This is a genomic window from Cohnella sp. GCM10012308 (assembly GCF_042649185.1).
In the GTDB taxonomy this organism is placed as follows: domain Bacteria; phylum Bacillota; class Bacilli; order Paenibacillales; family Paenibacillaceae; genus Cohnella.
In genome coordinates, this window is the sequence record NZ_JBHRYU010000006.1 from 238,226 (window position 1) to 255,350 (window position 17,125).

The window sequence follows — 17,125 nt, forward strand, 5'->3', positions numbered from 1 at the left end:
TCACCTCATGGGAATGTCATGAATTATTGCTTGTCGATCGAGGTGATGACATACTGCTCGATCGTCTCGCTGTCGCCTTTGATCTCATTGATCTTGTACTTGAATTTGACCTTCACGCCGTCGTCCCAGCTCGACAGCTTGTCCGAGATCTCGTCGTCGATCTGATAGGCGCGGATGCCGTCGGCGCTCTCGACCTCGATCGAGTGATTGTCGATTTGTCCGTTGTACGTGCCTGCCGTTTCTTTCTCGTCGACCGCGTCAGTAGGAGCCGCGGTGGGCGACGCGCTAGGCGACGCGGATGCGCTGGCGTCCGGTTGTGCGGACGGAGAGGCGTCAGGCGACGATGCGGGGGACGCAGAAGCGGATACGCTAGGCGAAGGGGAAGCGTCGCTTCCTTCTTTGTCGTTGCTGCAGGCCGTGCCCATGAGCAGCATGGCCAGAACGGCGACGGCCCAGGCCGAGTTTTTACCGTACCGATTCAGTTGATTGAACATACCGAGACCACCTCCAAAACATCGTGCGGCCGCCCTGTCCGGACGAGCCGCTCCTTAAGTTAGACGACGGGAGGTGCCAAAGGTTTCGTTTTTTTCCGAATCGAGCAGATGGGCATACGGCGAATAATCGATGCCGTTGCTGTCCAAAAAGCTGATCAAGAAGGCGTGATCGCGCTTTGGCGTCGCCAAAATATAGCCTTTAATGCAGTGCTCCTCCGTCACTTTTCCTTCACCGCTCTCGACGGCGAGCTGGCCGATCTGCGCGGCGATCGAATGCTTGGCGATGTCGCGGAAAGCGTTGGGTACGGGCGAGGCCAGCTTGTCCAGCATGGCCTTCGATTCGTCGTTCCAAAGCGGACGGCTGAGCTCGACCCAGTGGTTCTGCCAGTCTAGCTTGGACTTGCCGTCTGCCTTCGGCAGCACCTTCAAAAACTTGCGAAACATGAAAAAGCCGCCGATGCTCATGAAAACGACCAGCACGACGCCCCAAAATGCGATAAAGTACATAAACCAATCGGGACTGGATTTCATTTTTAAATTCACCTCGCTTCCGAAATTATATCGTATTTCTACCAGTCTGTCCCGCAAAAGAGAAAAGCCGTCATTCTATTCTTGCAACGTCCGCCGCGCTCATTTCAGGTTGCGATTTTCCGTTGGAAAACGGCTTGCAGCTGGGCTCGTTTACCGTCTTTGGCGGATACGGTCTTCTAGATTTATTTCTACGTTCGCGCTACAATAGACTTTGATTTGAAGGGACGGGCCCGGACATCACGGGGCGCCGCATACGGAGAGGAGTAAAGCCATGCTGAAGATCGGTTCCCACGTGTCTTTTTCGGACAAGGGATTGCTTACGGCGACGGACGAAGCCAAGTCCTACGGCTCCAGCTCGTTCATGATTTATACGGGAGCGCCGCAGAATACGAGGCGCAAGCCTATTGAGAGCTTGTACATTCCCGAGGGAAGAGAGGCGATGACGGCCGCGGGGATCGGCGAGATCGTCGTCCACGCGCCATACATCGTGAACCTCGGTTCTTATAAGGAAGATACGTTCGAGCTGGCCGTCAACTTCCTGCAGGAGGAGATTCGCCGTACGGACGCGATCGGCGTGAACAATATCGTGCTTCATCCGGGCGCCTATACGGAAAAGGATCCGGAATACGGCATTGCGCGCATAGCGGAAGGACTTAACGAGGTTCTGGACGCCACCAAGCACACGAACGTGAACATCGCCCTCGAGACGATGGCTGGCAAAGGCACCGAGATCGGCCGCAGCTTTGAAGAGCTCGCCGCCATCATCGAGCGCGTACGCGACAACGGCCGAATCACGATCTGTCTCGATACTTGCCACGTTCACGACGCGGGCTACGATATCGTCGACGATCTGGACGGCGTCCTGAAGTCGTTCGACAGCCTCGTCGGCCTGGACCGCATTGCGGTCGTCCACTTGAACGACAGCAAAAATCCGCGCGGCGCGGGCAAGGACCGCCATACGCCGGTCGGCTCCGGCTGGATCGGCTACGATGCGATCAACAATGTCGTCAGCCATCCTTCGCTGGCCGGCAAGCCTTTTATCCTCGAGACGCCCTGGATCGGCAAAAACGCCGGCAAGGAACGCCCGATGTACGAAGCCGAGATCGCGCTGCTGCGCGGCGACGTCGACCTTCGATTCGGCGGCGAGTTCCTCGAGGACGTAGAGCGTCTGCATCACTTCTTCAGCAAGCAGGATATCGATCACCGCGCCTTCGTGCTCAGCACCTGGGAGCTCTTGAAGTCCGACGCCAAAGCGCGCAAGGCGGATCCGCGCGAGCCGCTCGAGCGTCTGTACGATCTCGCGATGGAGCATCGCGTGCTGTCCGGCGACTACAGCGAGGAAGCTGTCAATCAGCGCCTGACGGCCTATCTTGCCGGCCGGGAATGGCTTGCCAAGGTATAAAAGGCGCCGCGAACGAGACAAAGTAAGAAAACGAAGCATTCGATAGAGAGGCAGAGGAACCCGTCATGACCCAGAACGTTTACCAACACCAGGACAGCAAAGGCCGCGAGGAGAACGCGAACCGCGCCCGCATGCTGATCTCCTGCCCCGACCGGCCGGGAATCGTCGCCGCCGTCTCTCAATTTCTTTACGAGAAGGGCGCCAACATTCTGCAGTCGGACCAGTACACGACCGATCCGGCCAGCGGCATGTTTTTCATGCGGATCGCCTTCGATCTGGGCAGCCTCGAGCAGAACCTGCCTGCGCTGCAGGAGGATTTCGCTCGGATCGCCGACCGGTTCGAGATGCGCTGGAGCGTTTATCGCGCCGTGCGGCGCAAACGCCTCGCCATTTTCGTCTCCCGCGAGGATCACTGCTTGCTCGAGCTGCTCTGGCAATGGCAGGCGGGGGATCTTGACGCCGAGATCAGCATGGTCGTCAGCAACCATGACGACATGCGGGGGCTCGTCGAATCGTTTGGCATACCGTTCCATCACATTCCGGTCACGCCGGAGACCAAAGCCGAAGCCGAACGCCGTCAGCTGGAGCTGACCGCAGGCAAGGTCGACCTGGTTATTCTCGCCAGGTACATGCAGATTATTACGCCGAAGTTTATTGAGCACTTCACCAACCGCATCATCAATATCCATCACTCCTTCCTTCCGGCGTTCGTCGGCGGCAAGCCGTACCACCAGGCTTACGATCGCGGAGTCAAGCTGATCGGCGCGACGGCGCACTACGTGACCGCGGAGCTTGACGCAGGCCCGATCATCGAGCAGGACGTACAGCGCGTCAGCCACCGCAACAACGTGGACGAGCTGAAGCGCATGGGCCGTCACATCGAGCGGATCGTGCTGGCCAGAGCGGTGAAATGGCACATCGAGGACCGCCTGGTCGTGTACCAGAACAAAACGGTTGCCTTCATCTAAAGGCTTGGCAGGACCGGGGCAGACTCGGCGGAGACATTCATCCGGACGCAAATGCGGATAAAGCTGCCGGGCGAGGAAAACGATAAATCGAAGTCCGCATCTTGCGAGATGCGGATTTACGCATGAAGGAAAACGTTCGACTTGTCCGTACAAGTGCTGTGGCAAACGGACAACCCCCATGTTACAATAGGCAAGGCCGAACTGCGGCGATTTAACGAGTTAACGCATAATAACTACGTAATGCAGATAGAGGAGGTCGTTACCAAATGACAACAAACGCAAATACGATCGATCAGCTCTCCGTTACGACGATCCGCACGCTCGCGATCGACGCGATCGAAAAAGCGAAGTCCGGACACCCCGGCATGCCGATGGGCGCGGCGCCGATGGGTTACCAGCTGTTCGCCAAGACGATGAAGCACAATCCTTCCCAGCCTAGCTGGATCGACCGCGACCGCTTCGTTCTGTCCGCGGGCCACGGTTCGATGCTGCTTTACTCGCTGCTGCACCTCTCCGGCTACGATCTGCCGATCGAAGAGCTCAAGAACTTCCGCCAATGGGGCTCCAAGACGCCCGGACATCCGGAATTCGGCCACACGGCCGGCGTCGACGCGACGACCGGACCGCTCGGCCAAGGGATCGCGATGGCTGTCGGCATGGCGATGGCGGAAGCGCAATTGTCCGCTACATACAACCGCGACGGCTTCGAGCTGATTAACCACTTCACGTATTCGGTCTGCGGCGACGGCGACCTGTCCGAAGGCATCTCCTCCGAATCCGCATCGCTTGCAGGCCACCTTCAGCTCGGCAAGCTGGTCGTCCTGTACGATTCGAACGATATCTCGCTGGACGGCGAGCTCTCCCTGTCCTTCTCCGAGTCGGTGGCCAAGCGCTTCGACGGCTACGGCTGGCAGGTGCTGCGCGTAGAGGACGGCAACGACCTGGCCGCGCTGGCCAAGGCAATTGCCGAAGCCCAATCCGAAACGAGCAAGCCGACGCTGATCGAAGTGAAGACCGTGATCGGCTACGGTTCGCCGAACAAAGGCGGCAAGGGCGGCCACGCAGGACCGCACGGCTCGCCGCTCGGCACCGAAGAAGCGAAGCTGACCAAGGCGTTCTACGAGTGGGATCATCCTGAATTTTTCGTGCCGGAAGAAGTGCGCGCTAACTTTGCCGAAGTCAAGAGCCGCGGCGAGCAAGCGTACGCCGCCTGGGAAGCGCTGTTCGGCAAGTACAAGTCCGCTCATCCCGAGCTGGCTCAGCAGTTCGAGGACGCGCTTGCGCGCAAGCTGCCGCAGGGCTGGGATGCCGATCTGCCGAAGTACACGACCGAGGACAAGCCGCTCTCGACGCGCGTCGCTTCGGGCAACGCCCTGAACGGTCTTGCCAAGAACGTGCCGAACCTCGTCGGCGGCTCTGCCGACCTGGAAAGCTCCACGATGACGCATCTGAAGGGTCTGCCGGTCTATACCGCGAAGGACTATAGCGGCCGCAATATTTATTTCGGCGTCCGCGAGTTCGGCATGGCGGCCGCGATGAACGGCATCTCGCTGCACGGCGGCCTTCGCGTGTACGGCGGCACGTTCTTCGTCTTCACCGATTATCTGCGTCCGGCCGTGCGCCTGGCGTCGATCATGGGTCAGCCGGTCGTATACGTACTGACGCACGACTCCATCGCCGTCGGCGAAGATGGACCGACGCACGAGCCGATCGAGCAGCTTGCTTCGATCCGCGTCATTCCGGGTCTGACCGTGCTGCGTCCTGGGGACGGCAACGAGACTTCAGCGGCTTGGGCCTATGCGCTTGAGAACACGGGCAATCCGGTCGCGCTCGTCCTGACGCGCCAGAATCTGCCGATTCTCGAAGGCACGGCCGAGCAGGCTCGCGAAGGCATCAAAAAGGGCGGCTACGTGCTGTCCGAAGCGGCCGGCGAAGCGCAAGGCATCCTGATCGCGACGGGCTCGGAAGTCCAGCTCGCCGTCGCTTCGCAAAAGGCGCTGGCCGAGCAAGGAATTCACGTTCGCGTCGTCAGCCTGCCAAGCTGGGATTTGTTCGAAGCGCAGTCTGCGGAATATCGCGAGAGCGTGCTGCCTAAGGGCGTCAAGGCGCGACTGGCAATCGAGATGGCTTCGCCGTTCGGCTGGGAGCGCTACGTCGGAGACGGCGGCGCCGTGCTCGGCATTTCCACCTTCGGCGCATCCGCGCCCGGAGACCGCGTTATCAAGGAATACGGCTTCACGGTCGAGAACGTCGTCGAGCAGTTCCGCAAGCTGATCTAACCGCTGGCCGGAGCGCATGTGGCAGCCGGACGAACGAGTCCGCCCGCCCGCCCGAAGCGCGCTCCGGCGCGGAGCCGGCCCCCGACAACGGGCGCCGGCTTTTTACGGCAAAGGCGCGTTAGCGCGTCGCATAGGCAGAGTGAGGGGCTTACGCACCGAGCGATTGCCTGTTTTCAACCGCCATCAATCGCTTTCGACCGTTATCTACAGCTAATCATCAAAACCCACTTTTAGGAGGCCATTATACCCATGTCCCAATTCGATCAAGTCAGCGTCGTAAAGCAAGCTAACATTTATTTCGACGGCAAGGTAACGAGCCGTACGGTCAAGTTCGCGGACGGTACCCGCAAGACGCTGGGCATCATGCTGCCAGGCGAATATGAGTTCGGCACGGATCAGAAGGAAGTCATGGAGATTTTGGCCGGCGAGCTGACCGTTCAACTGCCGGGCAGCGAAGACTGGATCTCGATCTCCGGAACCGGCGAGTTCACGGTTCCCGCGAACGCGAAGTTCAAGCTGAAAGTAACCCAAGTCGCGGACTACATCTGCTCGTACCTGGACGCCTAATTTCCAATAAACTTCAAGCATGAAAAAGTCTTCGGCGCCGTGTGCCGAAGGCTTTTTTGAGCTAAATTGGCGGCGGTTCGCGGACACGTAGACTCACTTACGGAGTGTCGATGCTGATCGGATGTACGGAAAAGCGAAAAACCTGCATTCGTACATGTATTTTCTATCAATTAGCGACACTTGATAAAATACCTGCAAATATGCAGGTAAATCCAAGGGGGAAACCGGAAATTTAGCGGATGAAGGAAAATACATGTATTCTTGCATCTTTTCTGTCCGAAAGGGGCTATTTCAGCGAAAAAAGATGTATATTTGCAGGCATTACGGCGAAGGAGCAACGTGTGCTGGCAACGATAAGCCCAACCGACCGGAGCGCTGCCGGATGAGTCGTCGACCCGGCCCAACCCATCGGAGCGCTGCCGGATGAGTCGTCGACCCGGCCCAACCCATCGGAGTGGATGTCTAATGAGTCGTCGACCCGGCCCAACCCATCGGAGCGGCTGTCAGATGAGTCGTCGATCCGCCCAACCCATCGGAGCGGCTGTGGGATGAGTCGTCGATCCGGCCCAACCCATCGGAGCGGCTGTCTAATGAGTCGTCGATCCGGCTCAACCCATCGAAGCGCGGCTGTCGGATGAGCTTTAGGATGTGCCAACGACAGGCGTTTCGCGCGAATCCGGTATCGGATGTCCGCCAAACCTAAAACAACCGTCAGGAAGATCGGTGATCTTTCCTGGCGGTTGTTCAACCGAGAGGCTTCAACCGAGAGGCTTAACCGAGAGGCGTCAGCCGTGCGATTCGATATATTCCTTGAGCTGAAGCCGCTGGTACAGGGCAAGTCCCGACAGCAGGCATCCGTAATGGAACAGCCCGTCCTTGCGCTCGATGCGGATGATGCGGGCGGTCATCGGCGGCAGGCTGGTCTCCTGCTGGAAGTGAATGACGACGAACATGTCCTTCTCGAGCGGGATGGAGGCAGCCACCTGCAAGCCGTCCTCGGAAACGTCGCTCAGCACCGCGTCTACGCTCTGACCGGCGAACGAGCCTGCTTGCTCCCATTGATAGATGGAGATCATGAGCGGGATGTTCAGCGCGACGCGCTTCTTCTTGCGGCGATCAGAATCCGAATCCGTATCGGCTTCCTCGGCCACAGCAAAAGCCGCGGCGGACGCTTCCTCGTCCGCGCGCTTGTCCCGTCCGATCCGCCCGCCGATCCACTGCTCGTAAAGCTTGGCCAGCGCTGCGAGATCTTCTTCGCCATAGCCCGCCGCGGCCCCCGCCTGAAACAGGCTCTTGGAGGCTTCGAGCATCGGCGTCGGCACGCCGAGACCGTCGGTCAGCACGGAGGAAAGTTTAAGGTCCTTGAGCATCAGGGCCAAGGAGAACTGCACGCTGAAATCGTGCTCGATGATCTTGGCGCCCTTGAGATCGGCCTGCTTGCTCGCAGCGCCGCCGCCCTGCACGACCCGCAGGAAGGAGGAGGCGTCGATGCCCGCTTTGGCCGCGATGGCCATGCCTTCGACAAGGCCCGCGGCGTTAATGCCTACGATCGTATTGTGGGCGAGCTTGGCCGCCGCCCCGCTGCCGCTCGGTCCCATGTACAGCACCTCGCGTCCCATGGCGAGCAGCAGCTCCTTCTGCGCCTCCACGACCTGCGCGTCGCCGCCGGCCATGAACAGAAGCGTACCGTCTATGGCGGCAGGCTTGCTGCCCGTCACCGGCACGTCGAGAAAATCGCAAAACGCGTCCGCGGCATCCCGGGCAAGCCGGCGCGCGAGCTCGGGGGATACCGTGCTGCTGTCGATGAGGACGGTGTTAGGCTTCAGCCCGGCGAAAACGCCCTCGGTTCCGTAATATACTTCTTCCACCGCTGCGTCGTTGCTGATCATCGTCACGACGACGTCGGCGCCGCGAGCCGCCGCCAGGGGCGTGGCGGCTTCCTCGGCTCCGAGCTCGAGCAGTTGTCCGGCCTTGCCCGGCGTGCGGTTGTAAACGATTACGTGATAGGACTTGCGAAGTAGGTTCGCGGCCATAGGCAGACCCATTGTGCCGAGTCCGATAAATGCGATCGTTGGCATATTGATTTCCCTCCCAGGGTTCAATCCGATTCTTCCATTATAGGAGAAGAGGGAGCCCGTGAAAAGCGCTGTCCGTTCGCCAGCCTAACAATCTTTTCCACCCGGCGCATGCAAGTCACATAAAAACATATTAAAACGTCTTTATTCCATGTATCCGCACTTCCGATTCCGGTATGCTATCTGGATAGACATTCACTTGAGGAGGCCGACATGGCGATTTTATTCGACCGGGAGCATCAGACGTTCCATCTGCAAACACCGAATACTAGCTACATAATTACTATTGTCGAAGGCCTATATCCTGCGCACGTTTATTGGGGACCCAAGCTTAGAAACGCCTCGTGGCCTGGCGGCCTGACGCTGCGCGAGCGGTCGAGCTTCAGCCCGACGCCGAATCCGGACAAGCCGTTGCTGTCCCTCGACTCGCTGCTCCAGGAATATCCGGGCTACGGCTCGGGCGATTTCCGCAGCCCGGCCTATCAGTTCGGTCTGTCCGACGGCACGACGGTCGCCGAGCTTGTCTACCGCGATCACCGCATTTTCGCCGGCAAGCCGAAGCTTGAGGGCCTTCCCGCCACCTACGCGGAGTCCGACGACGAAGCGGCGACGCTGGAGCTCACGCTGCACGATTCGTATTCCGGCCTGATTGCAGTCCTGAGCTACACGACGTTCCGCGATTCGGATGCGATCGCCCGCTCGGTCCGCTACGTCAACGAGAGCGACAAGTCCGTCCGCATCCGCCGCGCGCTTAGCGCCAGCGTCGACTTCAACAACGACGCTTACGAGCTGGTGCACCTGAACGGCGCCTGGGCGAACGAGCGCAATCTCTCACGCAGAGCGCTCGTCCAAGGGCAGCAGGGCATCGAGAGCCGCCGCGGTTCGAGCTCCCATCAGCACAATCCGTTCGTCGCGCTGGTGTCGCCGAATGCGGGAGAAGAGCAGGGAGACGCCTACGGCTTCAGCCTCGTCTACAGCGGCAGCTTCGCCGCCTCCGCCGAAGTGGACCAATTCCGCACGACGCGCGTATCGATCGGCATCAACCCGTTCGACTTCGAATGGCTGCTCGAGCCGGGCCAATCGTTCCAGACGCCCGAAGCCGTGCTCGTCTATTCGAACGAAGGTCTAGGCGGCATGAGCCGCACGTACCACAGACTGTACCGCAGCCGCCTCAGCCGCGGCGAGTTCCGCGACCGTACGCGTCCCGTGCTCGTCAACAACTGGGAGGCCACCTACTTCGACTTCAACGCCGACAAGATCGCGGCGATCGCGGAGGAGGGCGCAAGGCTCGGCATCGAGCTTTTCGTGCTCGACGACGGCTGGTTCGGCTACCGCAATGACGACACGACGTCCCTCGGCGATTGGAAGGTCGATCTCAAGAAGCTGCCGCAAGGGCTGGACGATCTGGCGAAAAGGGTGAACGCGCACGGTCTTCAGTTCGGCCTCTGGTTCGAGCCCGAGATGATCTCGCCGGACAGCGACCTGTATCGCGCGCACCCGGACTGGTGTCTGCATGTCGAAGGACGCAGAAGGACGCAGGGACGGCGGCAGCTGATCCTGGATCTGTCGCGCGATGACGTGTGCGACTACATCATCGATACGGTGGGCGGCGTGCTGGCGTCGGCGCCGATCGCCTACGTCAAATGGGACATGAACCGCAACATGTCGGAGATCGGCTCCGCCCTGCTGCCGCCCGAGCGTCAGCGCGAGACGGCGCATCGTTACATGCTCGGTCTGTACCGCGTGCTCGAGACGATCACGTCGAGGTTCCCGCACATTTTGTTCGAGAGCTGCTCCGGCGGCGGCGGCCGATTCGATCCGGGCATGCTCCATTACATGCCGCAAACGTGGACGAGCGACAACTCGGATGCCGTATGCCGGCTCAAGATCCAGTACGGGACGAGCCTCGTGTATCCGATCAGCTCGATGGGCGCGCACGTTTCGGCCGTGCCGAACCATCAGGTGCACCGGGTCACTTCGCTCAAGATGCGCGGAGACGTCGCCATGTCCGGCAACTTCGGCTATGAGCTGGATTTGACCAAGTTCACGCCGGAGGAAAAAGAAGAAGTGAAAGCGCAGGTCTCGACCTACAAGGAACTGCGCGAGCTCGTGCAATTCGGCGATCTGTACCGCCTGAAGAGCCCGTTCGAAGGCAACGACACGGCATGGAGCGTCGTCTCCGCCGACAAGTCGGAAGCATTCGTCGCGTTTTTCCGCGTGCTCGCCCAGCCGAACGAACCGATCGATTGGCTGCGGCTGGCCGGACTCGACCCGAACGCCGACTACGAGATCGTCGGCACCGGCGAGCGGTTCGGCGGCGATCAGCTCATGTATGCCGGCCTGCCCGTACCGCAGCTGCACGGCGATTTCCAGAGCGCCGTATGGCGCCTGCGCCAAGTTTAATCCTTCTTCGAATTCATCCTCGCGCGATCTAAGCCCTCAAGCAAGTGCCTCTTCTCGGCCCTCGCTTGAGGGTTTTTGTCGTCTGAGCGAATAAAAACGCCTTGGCGTTCAAACATTAGGAAAGAAAACCAACGAACGGTAACCGGGGAGGTGACCGTAGGATGATGGAACGGCTCGGATTCAGCGCCGCGTTATTCGCGGCGCTCGCCGTCGCGCAAAGCGCCTCGATCACGAAAATGCGCGGCAAGGAGCTGGCGGCGTATGCGCTGCTCTTGTTGCCCGTCCTGTACCAGGGCGTGAACTATGTCAGTCAGGCGGGCTGGCCGAGTCTCCCGGAACTGATGTGCGGCCTGCTGAAGGCGCCGGCGACGGCCATCGACCGGTATCTGTCGAGCGGCGGGAACGGATGACGAAGAGCCGGGAACACATCACCGCAGGCCAAATGTCCGTGCTGATCGTCGCCACGACGCTGGGCTCCTCAATCGTTTTTATTCCGCATCCTTTGGCTCATTATGCAGGGCAATACGCATGGATGTCGGCCTTGCTCGCCGCCGGCTTCGGCGCATTGCTGCTCGCCGTCGTGCTGTATCTGAACCGCGCTCACCGGGGGCGCAGCATATTGGAGTACAGCGCCGAGCTTTTCGGCAAGCCGATATCCGGCTTGTTGTTTCTTGCCGTGCTGCTGATGCTTCTGTTCGCAGTATCCGCGATCGTATCGGGCATCGGCGACTTTTTCAGCGGCGTGATGATGAAGGAGACGCCGGCGTATATTTTTAACGCCACGAGTCTGTTCGCGGCCGCGTGGACGGTACGCGCAGGCATAAAAGTAACCGCCCGCATGTTCGTGCTGCTGCTGACCGTAATGGTCGCGTTCATCTCGGCCGTCCTCATCCTGGCGATCCCGCTCTATCAATCCGGCATGCTGCTGCCGATATGGCCGCACGAGATGGTCAGGCCTTTATTCCACGGGTTTTTATTGACGGCCGGCTTCCCGTTCGGCGAGATTTTCCTGTACGCGCTGCTGATGCATCTCGTGCCTACCGCGCCGGGCGCGGCGCCTTGGAGGGGCAAGCTGTACAAGGCTTATGCGCTTGCCTCCGTCATGCTGGTCATGGCCGTTCTGTGCTCCGGGATGGCTTTCGGTCCCGCGTCGGACGTGTTTATTTATTCGCTGTTCAAGCTCGCCAGCGAGATCCATATCGGCGACATGATGGAGCGGACGGAATCGATCGTCGGCATCGCGCTAATCCTGGGATCGTACATGAAAGCCACGGTCTACCTGTATATGACGAATCTGATCGTCGCACGCTGGCTGCCGTTCAAGGACGATCGGGCGTCCGTCTATCCGTTGGCGCTGATGTGCCTGTTCCTTTCCCTTACGCTCTTCGACAGTCCTGCGGACTTTTTCTCGCAGGTTTACGTCGTTTGGCCGTTCGCGGTACTGACAGTGGGCGGCGCATTTCTCGCGCTTCATGCCGGGATGACTGCGATTCGTGGGGACCGGAACCGGGCTTAGCGGGAAAAAGGGAAAGGAGGCGCGGCACGATGGCGAGAATGGGATCCGAAACGGCGGTGGCGAGGGAGCTTCGCGTGAACCGGGAAAAGGCCTGCGCGTTGTTTGACCGCTGCCAGGACGTGAATATCATTCCGCTGGGCGATGGACAGTCAGAAGACGCGGTCGCGCTTATCGTCTACTGCGCCTCGCTCATGGACGAGCAGGAGAGCAGGCGGATCCGGACGCTGCTCGCCGAGCCGCTGCTGAGGGAGCTCTCCGGCGGTCCTGCGGCGGCGCCGGATTGCGAGTCCCGGCTGCGGGAAGCGGGGGCGCGTCATCAGGCCGAGCTGTTCGAAGACTGGAAAGAAATCGAGGACAAGGTTTGGCAGGGATATTTATTTTTGGTCGCCGAAGGCTGGACGCACGCAGCCGGCTTCAAGAGCGCCGGCCTGACCAAGCGGCAGGTGACGGAGCCGGTCAGCGAGCCTTCGGTTCAAGGGCCGCGCGAGGGCACGGTGGAGACGCTGGCCGTCAATCTGGGCATGCTGCGCCAACGGGTAGGCACTTCCCGGCTGAAAATCGAGTATCTCACGGCGGGCAAGGTATTGCGTACGAATATCGCGTTTGCTTATGTGGACGATACGGTCGATGCGGGAATGCTGGCCGAATTTCGCGAGCGAATCGGCAGGATTGCGCCGTACGAGGTACTGGATACGTCGTTCGTCGAGGATGCGATTCAGGATTCGCAATGGTCGCCTTTTCCCCAGCATCGTTATACGGAACGCACCGATACGGCTGCGGCCTCGCTCCTGGACGGGAAAATTCTCGTGCTGACCGACAATTCGCCGATGATCCTCATCTGTCCGGCGTTTTTCGTCGACTTCTTTACTACGAGCGAGGATTACTATGTACGCACGGTGTATGCGTCCACGATAAGGCTGCTCCGACTGCTGGCTTTTGCGATCGCGCTCACGCTGCCGAGCGCTTATGTCGCCATGTCCACCTTTCATCCGGAGCTGATCCCCAACATTTTGCTGCTTGCCATTTTGGATGCGCGCGAAGGAATTCCGTTCCCCGCGATCGTCGAGGCGCTTATTATGGAAACGTCGTTCGAGCTGCTCCGCGAAGCCGGTATCCGGCTGCCGAGACCCGTCGGCTCCGCGGTCAGCATCGTCGGGGCGCTGGTCATCGGACAGGCGGCGATCATGGCCAAGATCGCCTCGCCGATCATGGTCATCGTCGTCGCGCTGACCGGCATCGCTTCGTTCGCGATTCCGCATTACGAGATGGCGATCGCGATCCGTCTGCTGCGATTTCCGCTTATTCTCGCCGCCAGCTTCATGGGCGGCTACGGGCTCATGCTCGGATTTATCCTGATCCTGCTGCATCTCTGCTGCCTGCAAACCTTGAGACAACCTTACTTGTCTTCCTTCGCGCCGCTGAAGCTTCGGGATCTGAGGGACGTGATCGTCCGCGCGCCGCTCAAGGCGCTCATGCGCTCGCCGCGCAACCGGAGATTGCACGCTGGCGCTCCCGGCAAGGATGGCAAGCGATGAAGCGGCTGCTGCGCTGCGCGGCGGTGCTCAGTTTGCCGCTGTGGACCGGCGGCTGCTGGAGCGGTCACGAGCTGACCGACTGCGCGGCATGCCCATGCCGTCGTCGATGACCTCGAGGTAGATGTCTCCGTCTTTCCGATAGGCCTTAATGACGATGCCGATGCCGTAATCGTCGTCCCACAGTCCGTGGCGGATGCTGTTCTCGATAAAGGGCTGCAGCGTCAGCTTCACGGTCGGGTAGCTGCGGACGTCGTCCTCGATCCGGTAATGGATATGGATCAGATCCTGATAGCGGATCTGCTGGATCGCGATATAATTGTGCGTCAGTTTAAGCTCCTCGTTCAGCGAGATGATGCTCTTTCCTTTGTTCAAGGAAATACGGTAGAACTTGGCCAAATGGGAGACCATGTCCTGCGTGCGGCGGTCGTCGTTTTTCATGGCGAGCGCCGAGATGGAAGCCAGCGTGTTGTACAAGAAATGGGGATTGATCTGCGCCTGGAGCATGCCGAGCTCCGCTTCCTGCTTGGAAATTTCTTTTTTGTACACCTCGTTAATCAGGTTTTTGAAGCGGGCGGCCATCTTGTTCAGCGCGAACGACATCTGACCGATCTCGTCGTGCCCCATTTTCATCGAGACAAGGTCAAAGTCCTCCCGCTCCAGGCGCCGGATATTTTTGAGCAGCGTTTCGATGCGCTTGGTCGAGAGCCGGGCGACCGCGTAGATCAGCACCATGCAGAGCAGCAGGCAGACGGATGCGATGACGAGCAGGCGGTGCGTCGACTCGTTCGCCGCTTTCATGAACCCGCTGTATGGAATGATGGAGACCGTTTTCCACCCGCTGCGGATCGCATTGTAGACGACCAACACTTTTTCCCCTTCGTACTCGGTCTCGAACTTGCCGGAGCCGCCCGTCTGCTGCGGCAGCGCGAGCCATTCCCCGATATTGGCGTTCAGACGGGTTTTGTCTTTGCCGGATACGATCGTTCCCTGCTCGTCGACGATATAGATGTCCTTATCCTTGTCCTCCTTGTCGATCAGCGCGTAGAGCTCGGATTCCTGAATGTCGATCGCCAGGATGCCGTACGGAAAGTTCAGGCTGTTGTAATTCAAATAGCGGACGAGCGTGAACATCGGCGGCGTCGCCTTGCGCGGCGGATCGGCCGGCTGCGCGGGCGTAATGGTAAAAATGACGTTCCCGTACGTGTTCTGCACCTTATGGAACCAGGGCTTCTGCTCGATGACGTCTGTCAGCGGCTTGATGAACGTATCGTCGATGTGCATGGTGGTGTTGGTCGTGTAAATCGCGATGCCGAATACTTCCGGATTGGTCGTGAGCACATTGTTCATGACATTGTCGATATAGCGGTAGGCGTCGAGGAAGTCGGCGTTGTCCCGATACGATTTGACCAGATAATCCTGCAGCGTCTCGTCCAGATAGAGGGACGCGGATATTTTATTGTAGTTGTCCAGCTTGTTCTGCAGATTGCTGTTGATCTGGGACGTCATGAGCGCGGCGCTCGCGAACGTCTGTTGGATCAGCTGGCTTTTGACCGTATGGTAGGAATAAAAGACGAACGACAGCAGCGGAATGAAGGCGACGAGCAGGAACAGCGAGAACAGCTTGCCCCGCATGCTCAGATTCAGAAACGGGGAAGTCAGGTTACGGCTCAGGAATCTGCGCATGAGGCTCCTTTCTTATAGCAGCTTTTTGCGATAATCGTTAGGCGTGACGCCCCGGTGCTTCTGGAACAACGCGCAGAAATAAGAAACGTTCTCGTAGCCGACCGCCTTGGAGATCTCGTGCACTCTCAGCGATCTGTCCTTCAGCAGCTCGGCCGCGCGCTTGATTCTTACTTTTGTCAAATACTCCAGAATCGTCTCCCCGGATTTTTCCTTGAATAGCGTACGGATGTAGTTGGGCGAAAGGTAAACCTCCGCAGCCAGCTGCTCGACGGTCAACGACTGGCTGTACCGGACGTCGATCGATTCCATGACGCGCTGCACGATGGGCATGTGCTTGTCCTGCTCGCGCGCTTCGATCATGCCGGCGAGCGCCCGGCACCAGTCGCAGAGCTGCGCGCGCAGCTCTGCCAGCGAATCCGGCTCCAGCATCGTCTTCCAATTCGCTTCCTGCCGTTCGCGCGCGCCTTCGGTGGCTTCAAGCAGCGGCGCATAATGCCGTTCGAGCTCGGACAGCAGGTGCGCGGTATCGGAAACGATCATCTCCCGCGGCGTCCGGTTCGCCGCGTAAGGCGCCAGGAAGCCGGCGACGAGCCGGTCGATGTCGTCCAGCCTCGCATGGGAGATCGCCGCGCCGATGCCGGCAGCGGCGGCCGCCGGATCGACCGTCGGCATCCTGGGGGATTCGAACGGACCGTAGGCATAGACGGCGCGGCCGCCGTCATAGAAGCGGGACGAATGGGCCAGCTTCGCTTCCTCGAAGCGGTCGTGCAGCTCGATCAGATGGCGTCCCTCCCCTGAAAGACCAACGGAGAGCGCCGCAGTGCCGCGAGCCTTGAACGCGTCGCTAAGCGCCAGCCAGAACGCGGCTGCCTCGTTCCTCTCGCCCGGCAAGGCGGTCGGCTCCGGATAATAAATTGCGCAAAACCGCTCTTCGTCCAAATACCAGGCGTAATGACGCTCGCCCTGCCGCGCCAGTTCACGCTGAATGTCCGCGAATAGCTCGGCCGGCCGCGTGCCGGGCGTCTTGGCGTGAATGCTCGCATAGGCGATCGCATAGCGTCCAGACAGCGGCAGCGGACGGGGCAGTCTCTCGATTTTTTGAATCCATTCCCTGCGGCTGTCCGGATCCGACTCGAACGCTAACGAGCGGACGAGCTTTTCCTTCAGCCCTTCGGCGGAGCCGAGCAGCTGGTTGTCTTCCTCGCATTTGCGGATGACCCGCTGCATGACCGCGGCCAGTTCTTCGTGATCGACCGGCTTCAGCAGATAGCCGACCGCCTCGACGGCTAGCGCGGCTTTAATATATTGAAATTCGTCGTGTCCGCTCAGGAACACGATCTTGACGTGCTTGTCCAGCTGCTTGGCCTTGCGCGCGAACTCCAGTCCGTCCATGACAGGCATGCGTACGTCCGTCAGGATGATGTCGGGTTTGCACACGCTCATTTTTTGGAGCGCCTCCCGGCCGTTCTTGGCCGTATCCGCCACGGCGATGCCCATGTCCGCCCAGCGGACGTAATTTGCAATCGCTTCCAACTCCAGCTTTTCGTCGTCCACCAGCAATATTCGATACATGTCCGGCGCCTCCGCATTCAGACTCCCGATGCAGGTTTTATTTTAAAAGGAATGCTCCGATTCAACAATGCCCAGGGACGCAAATGCGTTAATTACCGTT

Annotated in this window: 13 protein-coding genes and 1 pseudogene; 8 read left to right on the forward strand and 6 right to left on the reverse strand. The window is 59.6% G+C overall.

All coding sequences use genetic code 11. The features are described from left to right. Positions 1 to 23 precede the first annotated feature (23 nt). Positions 24 to 494, reverse strand: coding sequence for a hypothetical protein (locus ACFOTD_RS10390; RefSeq protein ID WP_378118343.1), 471 nt, complete (start codon positions 492 to 494; stop codon positions 24 to 26). A 54-nt stretch (positions 495 to 548) separates the two neighbouring features. Beyond that, the gene (locus ACFOTD_RS10395; RefSeq protein WP_378118345.1) at positions 549 to 1,025 is read right to left on the reverse strand and encodes a DUF2621 domain-containing protein; all 477 of its coding nucleotides are present in this window, start codon (positions 1,023 to 1,025) and stop codon (positions 549 to 551) included. Between the two features lie 271 nt (positions 1,026 to 1,296). On the opposite strand from ACFOTD_RS10395, the gene ACFOTD_RS10400 reads away from it, so the two are divergent. The 4 genes from ACFOTD_RS10400 (at position 1,297) to ppnP (ending at position 6,241) form a co-directional block, all read left to right on the forward strand. After that, entirely contained in the window at positions 1,297 to 2,427 is a 1,131-nt protein-coding gene (locus tag ACFOTD_RS10400) for a deoxyribonuclease IV (protein ID WP_378118347.1), read from the forward strand. 65 nt (positions 2,428 to 2,492) lie between these two features. Then, positions 2,493 to 3,395 carry a formyltetrahydrofolate deformylase gene (purU, locus tag ACFOTD_RS10405; RefSeq protein WP_378118349.1) on the forward strand — a complete coding sequence of 301 codons (903 nt, stop codon included), beginning with the start codon at positions 2,493 to 2,495 and terminating at the stop codon, positions 3,393 to 3,395. A gap of 266 nt (positions 3,396 to 3,661) precedes the next feature. Then, positions 3,662 to 5,674 (forward strand): transketolase, encoded by a 2,013-nt coding sequence (gene tkt / locus ACFOTD_RS10410; RefSeq protein WP_378118351.1) that lies wholly within the window; start codon positions 3,662 to 3,664, stop codon positions 5,672 to 5,674. Positions 5,675 to 5,923: 249 nt separating this feature from the next. Beyond that, the gene (ppnP, locus tag ACFOTD_RS10415) at positions 5,924 to 6,241 is read left to right on the forward strand and encodes a pyrimidine/purine nucleoside phosphorylase (RefSeq protein WP_378118352.1); all 318 of its coding nucleotides are present in this window, start codon (positions 5,924 to 5,926) and stop codon (positions 6,239 to 6,241) included. Positions 6,242 to 7,026: 785 nt separating this feature from the next. On the opposite strand, the gene ACFOTD_RS10420 is transcribed toward ppnP, so the two are convergent. Continuing rightward, positions 7,027 to 7,392 (reverse strand): PilZ domain-containing protein, encoded by a 366-nt coding sequence (locus ACFOTD_RS10420; RefSeq protein WP_378118408.1) that lies wholly within the window; start codon positions 7,390 to 7,392, stop codon positions 7,027 to 7,029. A gap of 45 nt (positions 7,393 to 7,437) precedes the next feature. Then, a pseudogene (locus ACFOTD_RS10425) lies at positions 7,438 to 8,319 on the reverse strand (NAD(P)-dependent oxidoreductase); the annotation flags it as partial. 210 nt (positions 8,320 to 8,529) lie between these two features. On the opposite strand from ACFOTD_RS10425, the gene ACFOTD_RS10430 reads away from it, so the two are divergent. The 4 genes from ACFOTD_RS10430 (at position 8,530) to ACFOTD_RS10445 (ending at position 13,770) form a co-directional block, all read left to right on the forward strand. Further along, entirely contained in the window at positions 8,530 to 10,719 is a 2,190-nt protein-coding gene (locus tag ACFOTD_RS10430) for an alpha-galactosidase (RefSeq protein ID WP_378118354.1), read from the forward strand. A gap of 161 nt (positions 10,720 to 10,880) precedes the next feature. After that, the gene (locus ACFOTD_RS10435; protein ID WP_378118356.1) at positions 10,881 to 11,129 is read left to right on the forward strand and encodes a hypothetical protein; all 249 of its coding nucleotides are present in this window, start codon (positions 10,881 to 10,883) and stop codon (positions 11,127 to 11,129) included. Further along, positions 11,126 to 12,235, forward strand: coding sequence for a GerAB/ArcD/ProY family transporter (locus ACFOTD_RS10440; protein ID WP_378118358.1), 1,110 nt, complete (start codon positions 11,126 to 11,128; stop codon positions 12,233 to 12,235). The genes ACFOTD_RS10435 and ACFOTD_RS10440 overlap by 4 nt, the downstream gene beginning before the upstream one ends. A gap of 29 nt (positions 12,236 to 12,264) precedes the next feature. Next, a complete protein-coding gene (locus ACFOTD_RS10445; RefSeq protein WP_378118359.1) occupies positions 12,265 to 13,770 on the forward strand; it encodes a spore germination protein in 1,506 nt (501 codons plus the stop codon). Positions 13,771 to 13,797: 27 nt separating this feature from the next. Here ACFOTD_RS10445 and ACFOTD_RS10450 read toward each other — a convergent pair whose 3' ends face one another. Next, entirely contained in the window at positions 13,798 to 15,453 is a 1,656-nt protein-coding gene (locus ACFOTD_RS10450; protein WP_378118361.1) for a cache domain-containing sensor histidine kinase, read from the reverse strand. 12 nt (positions 15,454 to 15,465) lie between these two features. Beyond that, positions 15,466 to 17,025, reverse strand: coding sequence for a response regulator (locus ACFOTD_RS10455; protein WP_378118363.1), 1,560 nt, complete (start codon positions 17,023 to 17,025; stop codon positions 15,466 to 15,468). Between the last annotated feature and the right edge of the window lie 100 nt (positions 17,026 to 17,125).

Coding starts and splice junctions, on each gene's coding strand:
- ACFOTD_RS10390 (WP_378118343.1), bottom strand. CDS start 494: ATGTTCAATCAACTGAATCGGTACGGTAAAAACTCGGCCTGGGCCGTC.
- ACFOTD_RS10395 (WP_378118345.1), bottom strand. CDS start 1,025: ATGAAATCCAGTCCCGATTGGTTTATGTACTTTATCGCATTTTGGGGC.
- ACFOTD_RS10400 (WP_378118347.1), top strand. CDS start 1,297: ATGCTGAAGATCGGTTCCCACGTGTCTTTTTCGGACAAGGGATTGCTT.
- purU (WP_378118349.1), top strand. CDS start 2,493: ATGACCCAGAACGTTTACCAACACCAGGACAGCAAAGGCCGCGAGGAG.
- tkt (WP_378118351.1), top strand. CDS start 3,662: ATGACAACAAACGCAAATACGATCGATCAGCTCTCCGTTACGACGATC.
- ppnP (WP_378118352.1), top strand. CDS start 5,924: ATGTCCCAATTCGATCAAGTCAGCGTCGTAAAGCAAGCTAACATTTAT.
- ACFOTD_RS10430 (WP_378118354.1), top strand. CDS start 8,530: ATGGCGATTTTATTCGACCGGGAGCATCAGACGTTCCATCTGCAAACA.
- ACFOTD_RS10435 (WP_378118356.1), top strand. CDS start 10,881: ATGATGGAACGGCTCGGATTCAGCGCCGCGTTATTCGCGGCGCTCGCC.
- ACFOTD_RS10440 (WP_378118358.1), top strand. CDS start 11,126: ATGACGAAGAGCCGGGAACACATCACCGCAGGCCAAATGTCCGTGCTG.
- ACFOTD_RS10445 (WP_378118359.1), top strand. CDS start 12,265: ATGGCGAGAATGGGATCCGAAACGGCGGTGGCGAGGGAGCTTCGCGTG.
- ACFOTD_RS10450 (WP_378118361.1), bottom strand. CDS start 15,453: ATGCGCAGATTCCTGAGCCGTAACCTGACTTCCCCGTTTCTGAATCTG.
- ACFOTD_RS10455 (WP_378118363.1), bottom strand. CDS start 17,025: ATGTATCGAATATTGCTGGTGGACGACGAAAAGCTGGAGTTGGAAGCG.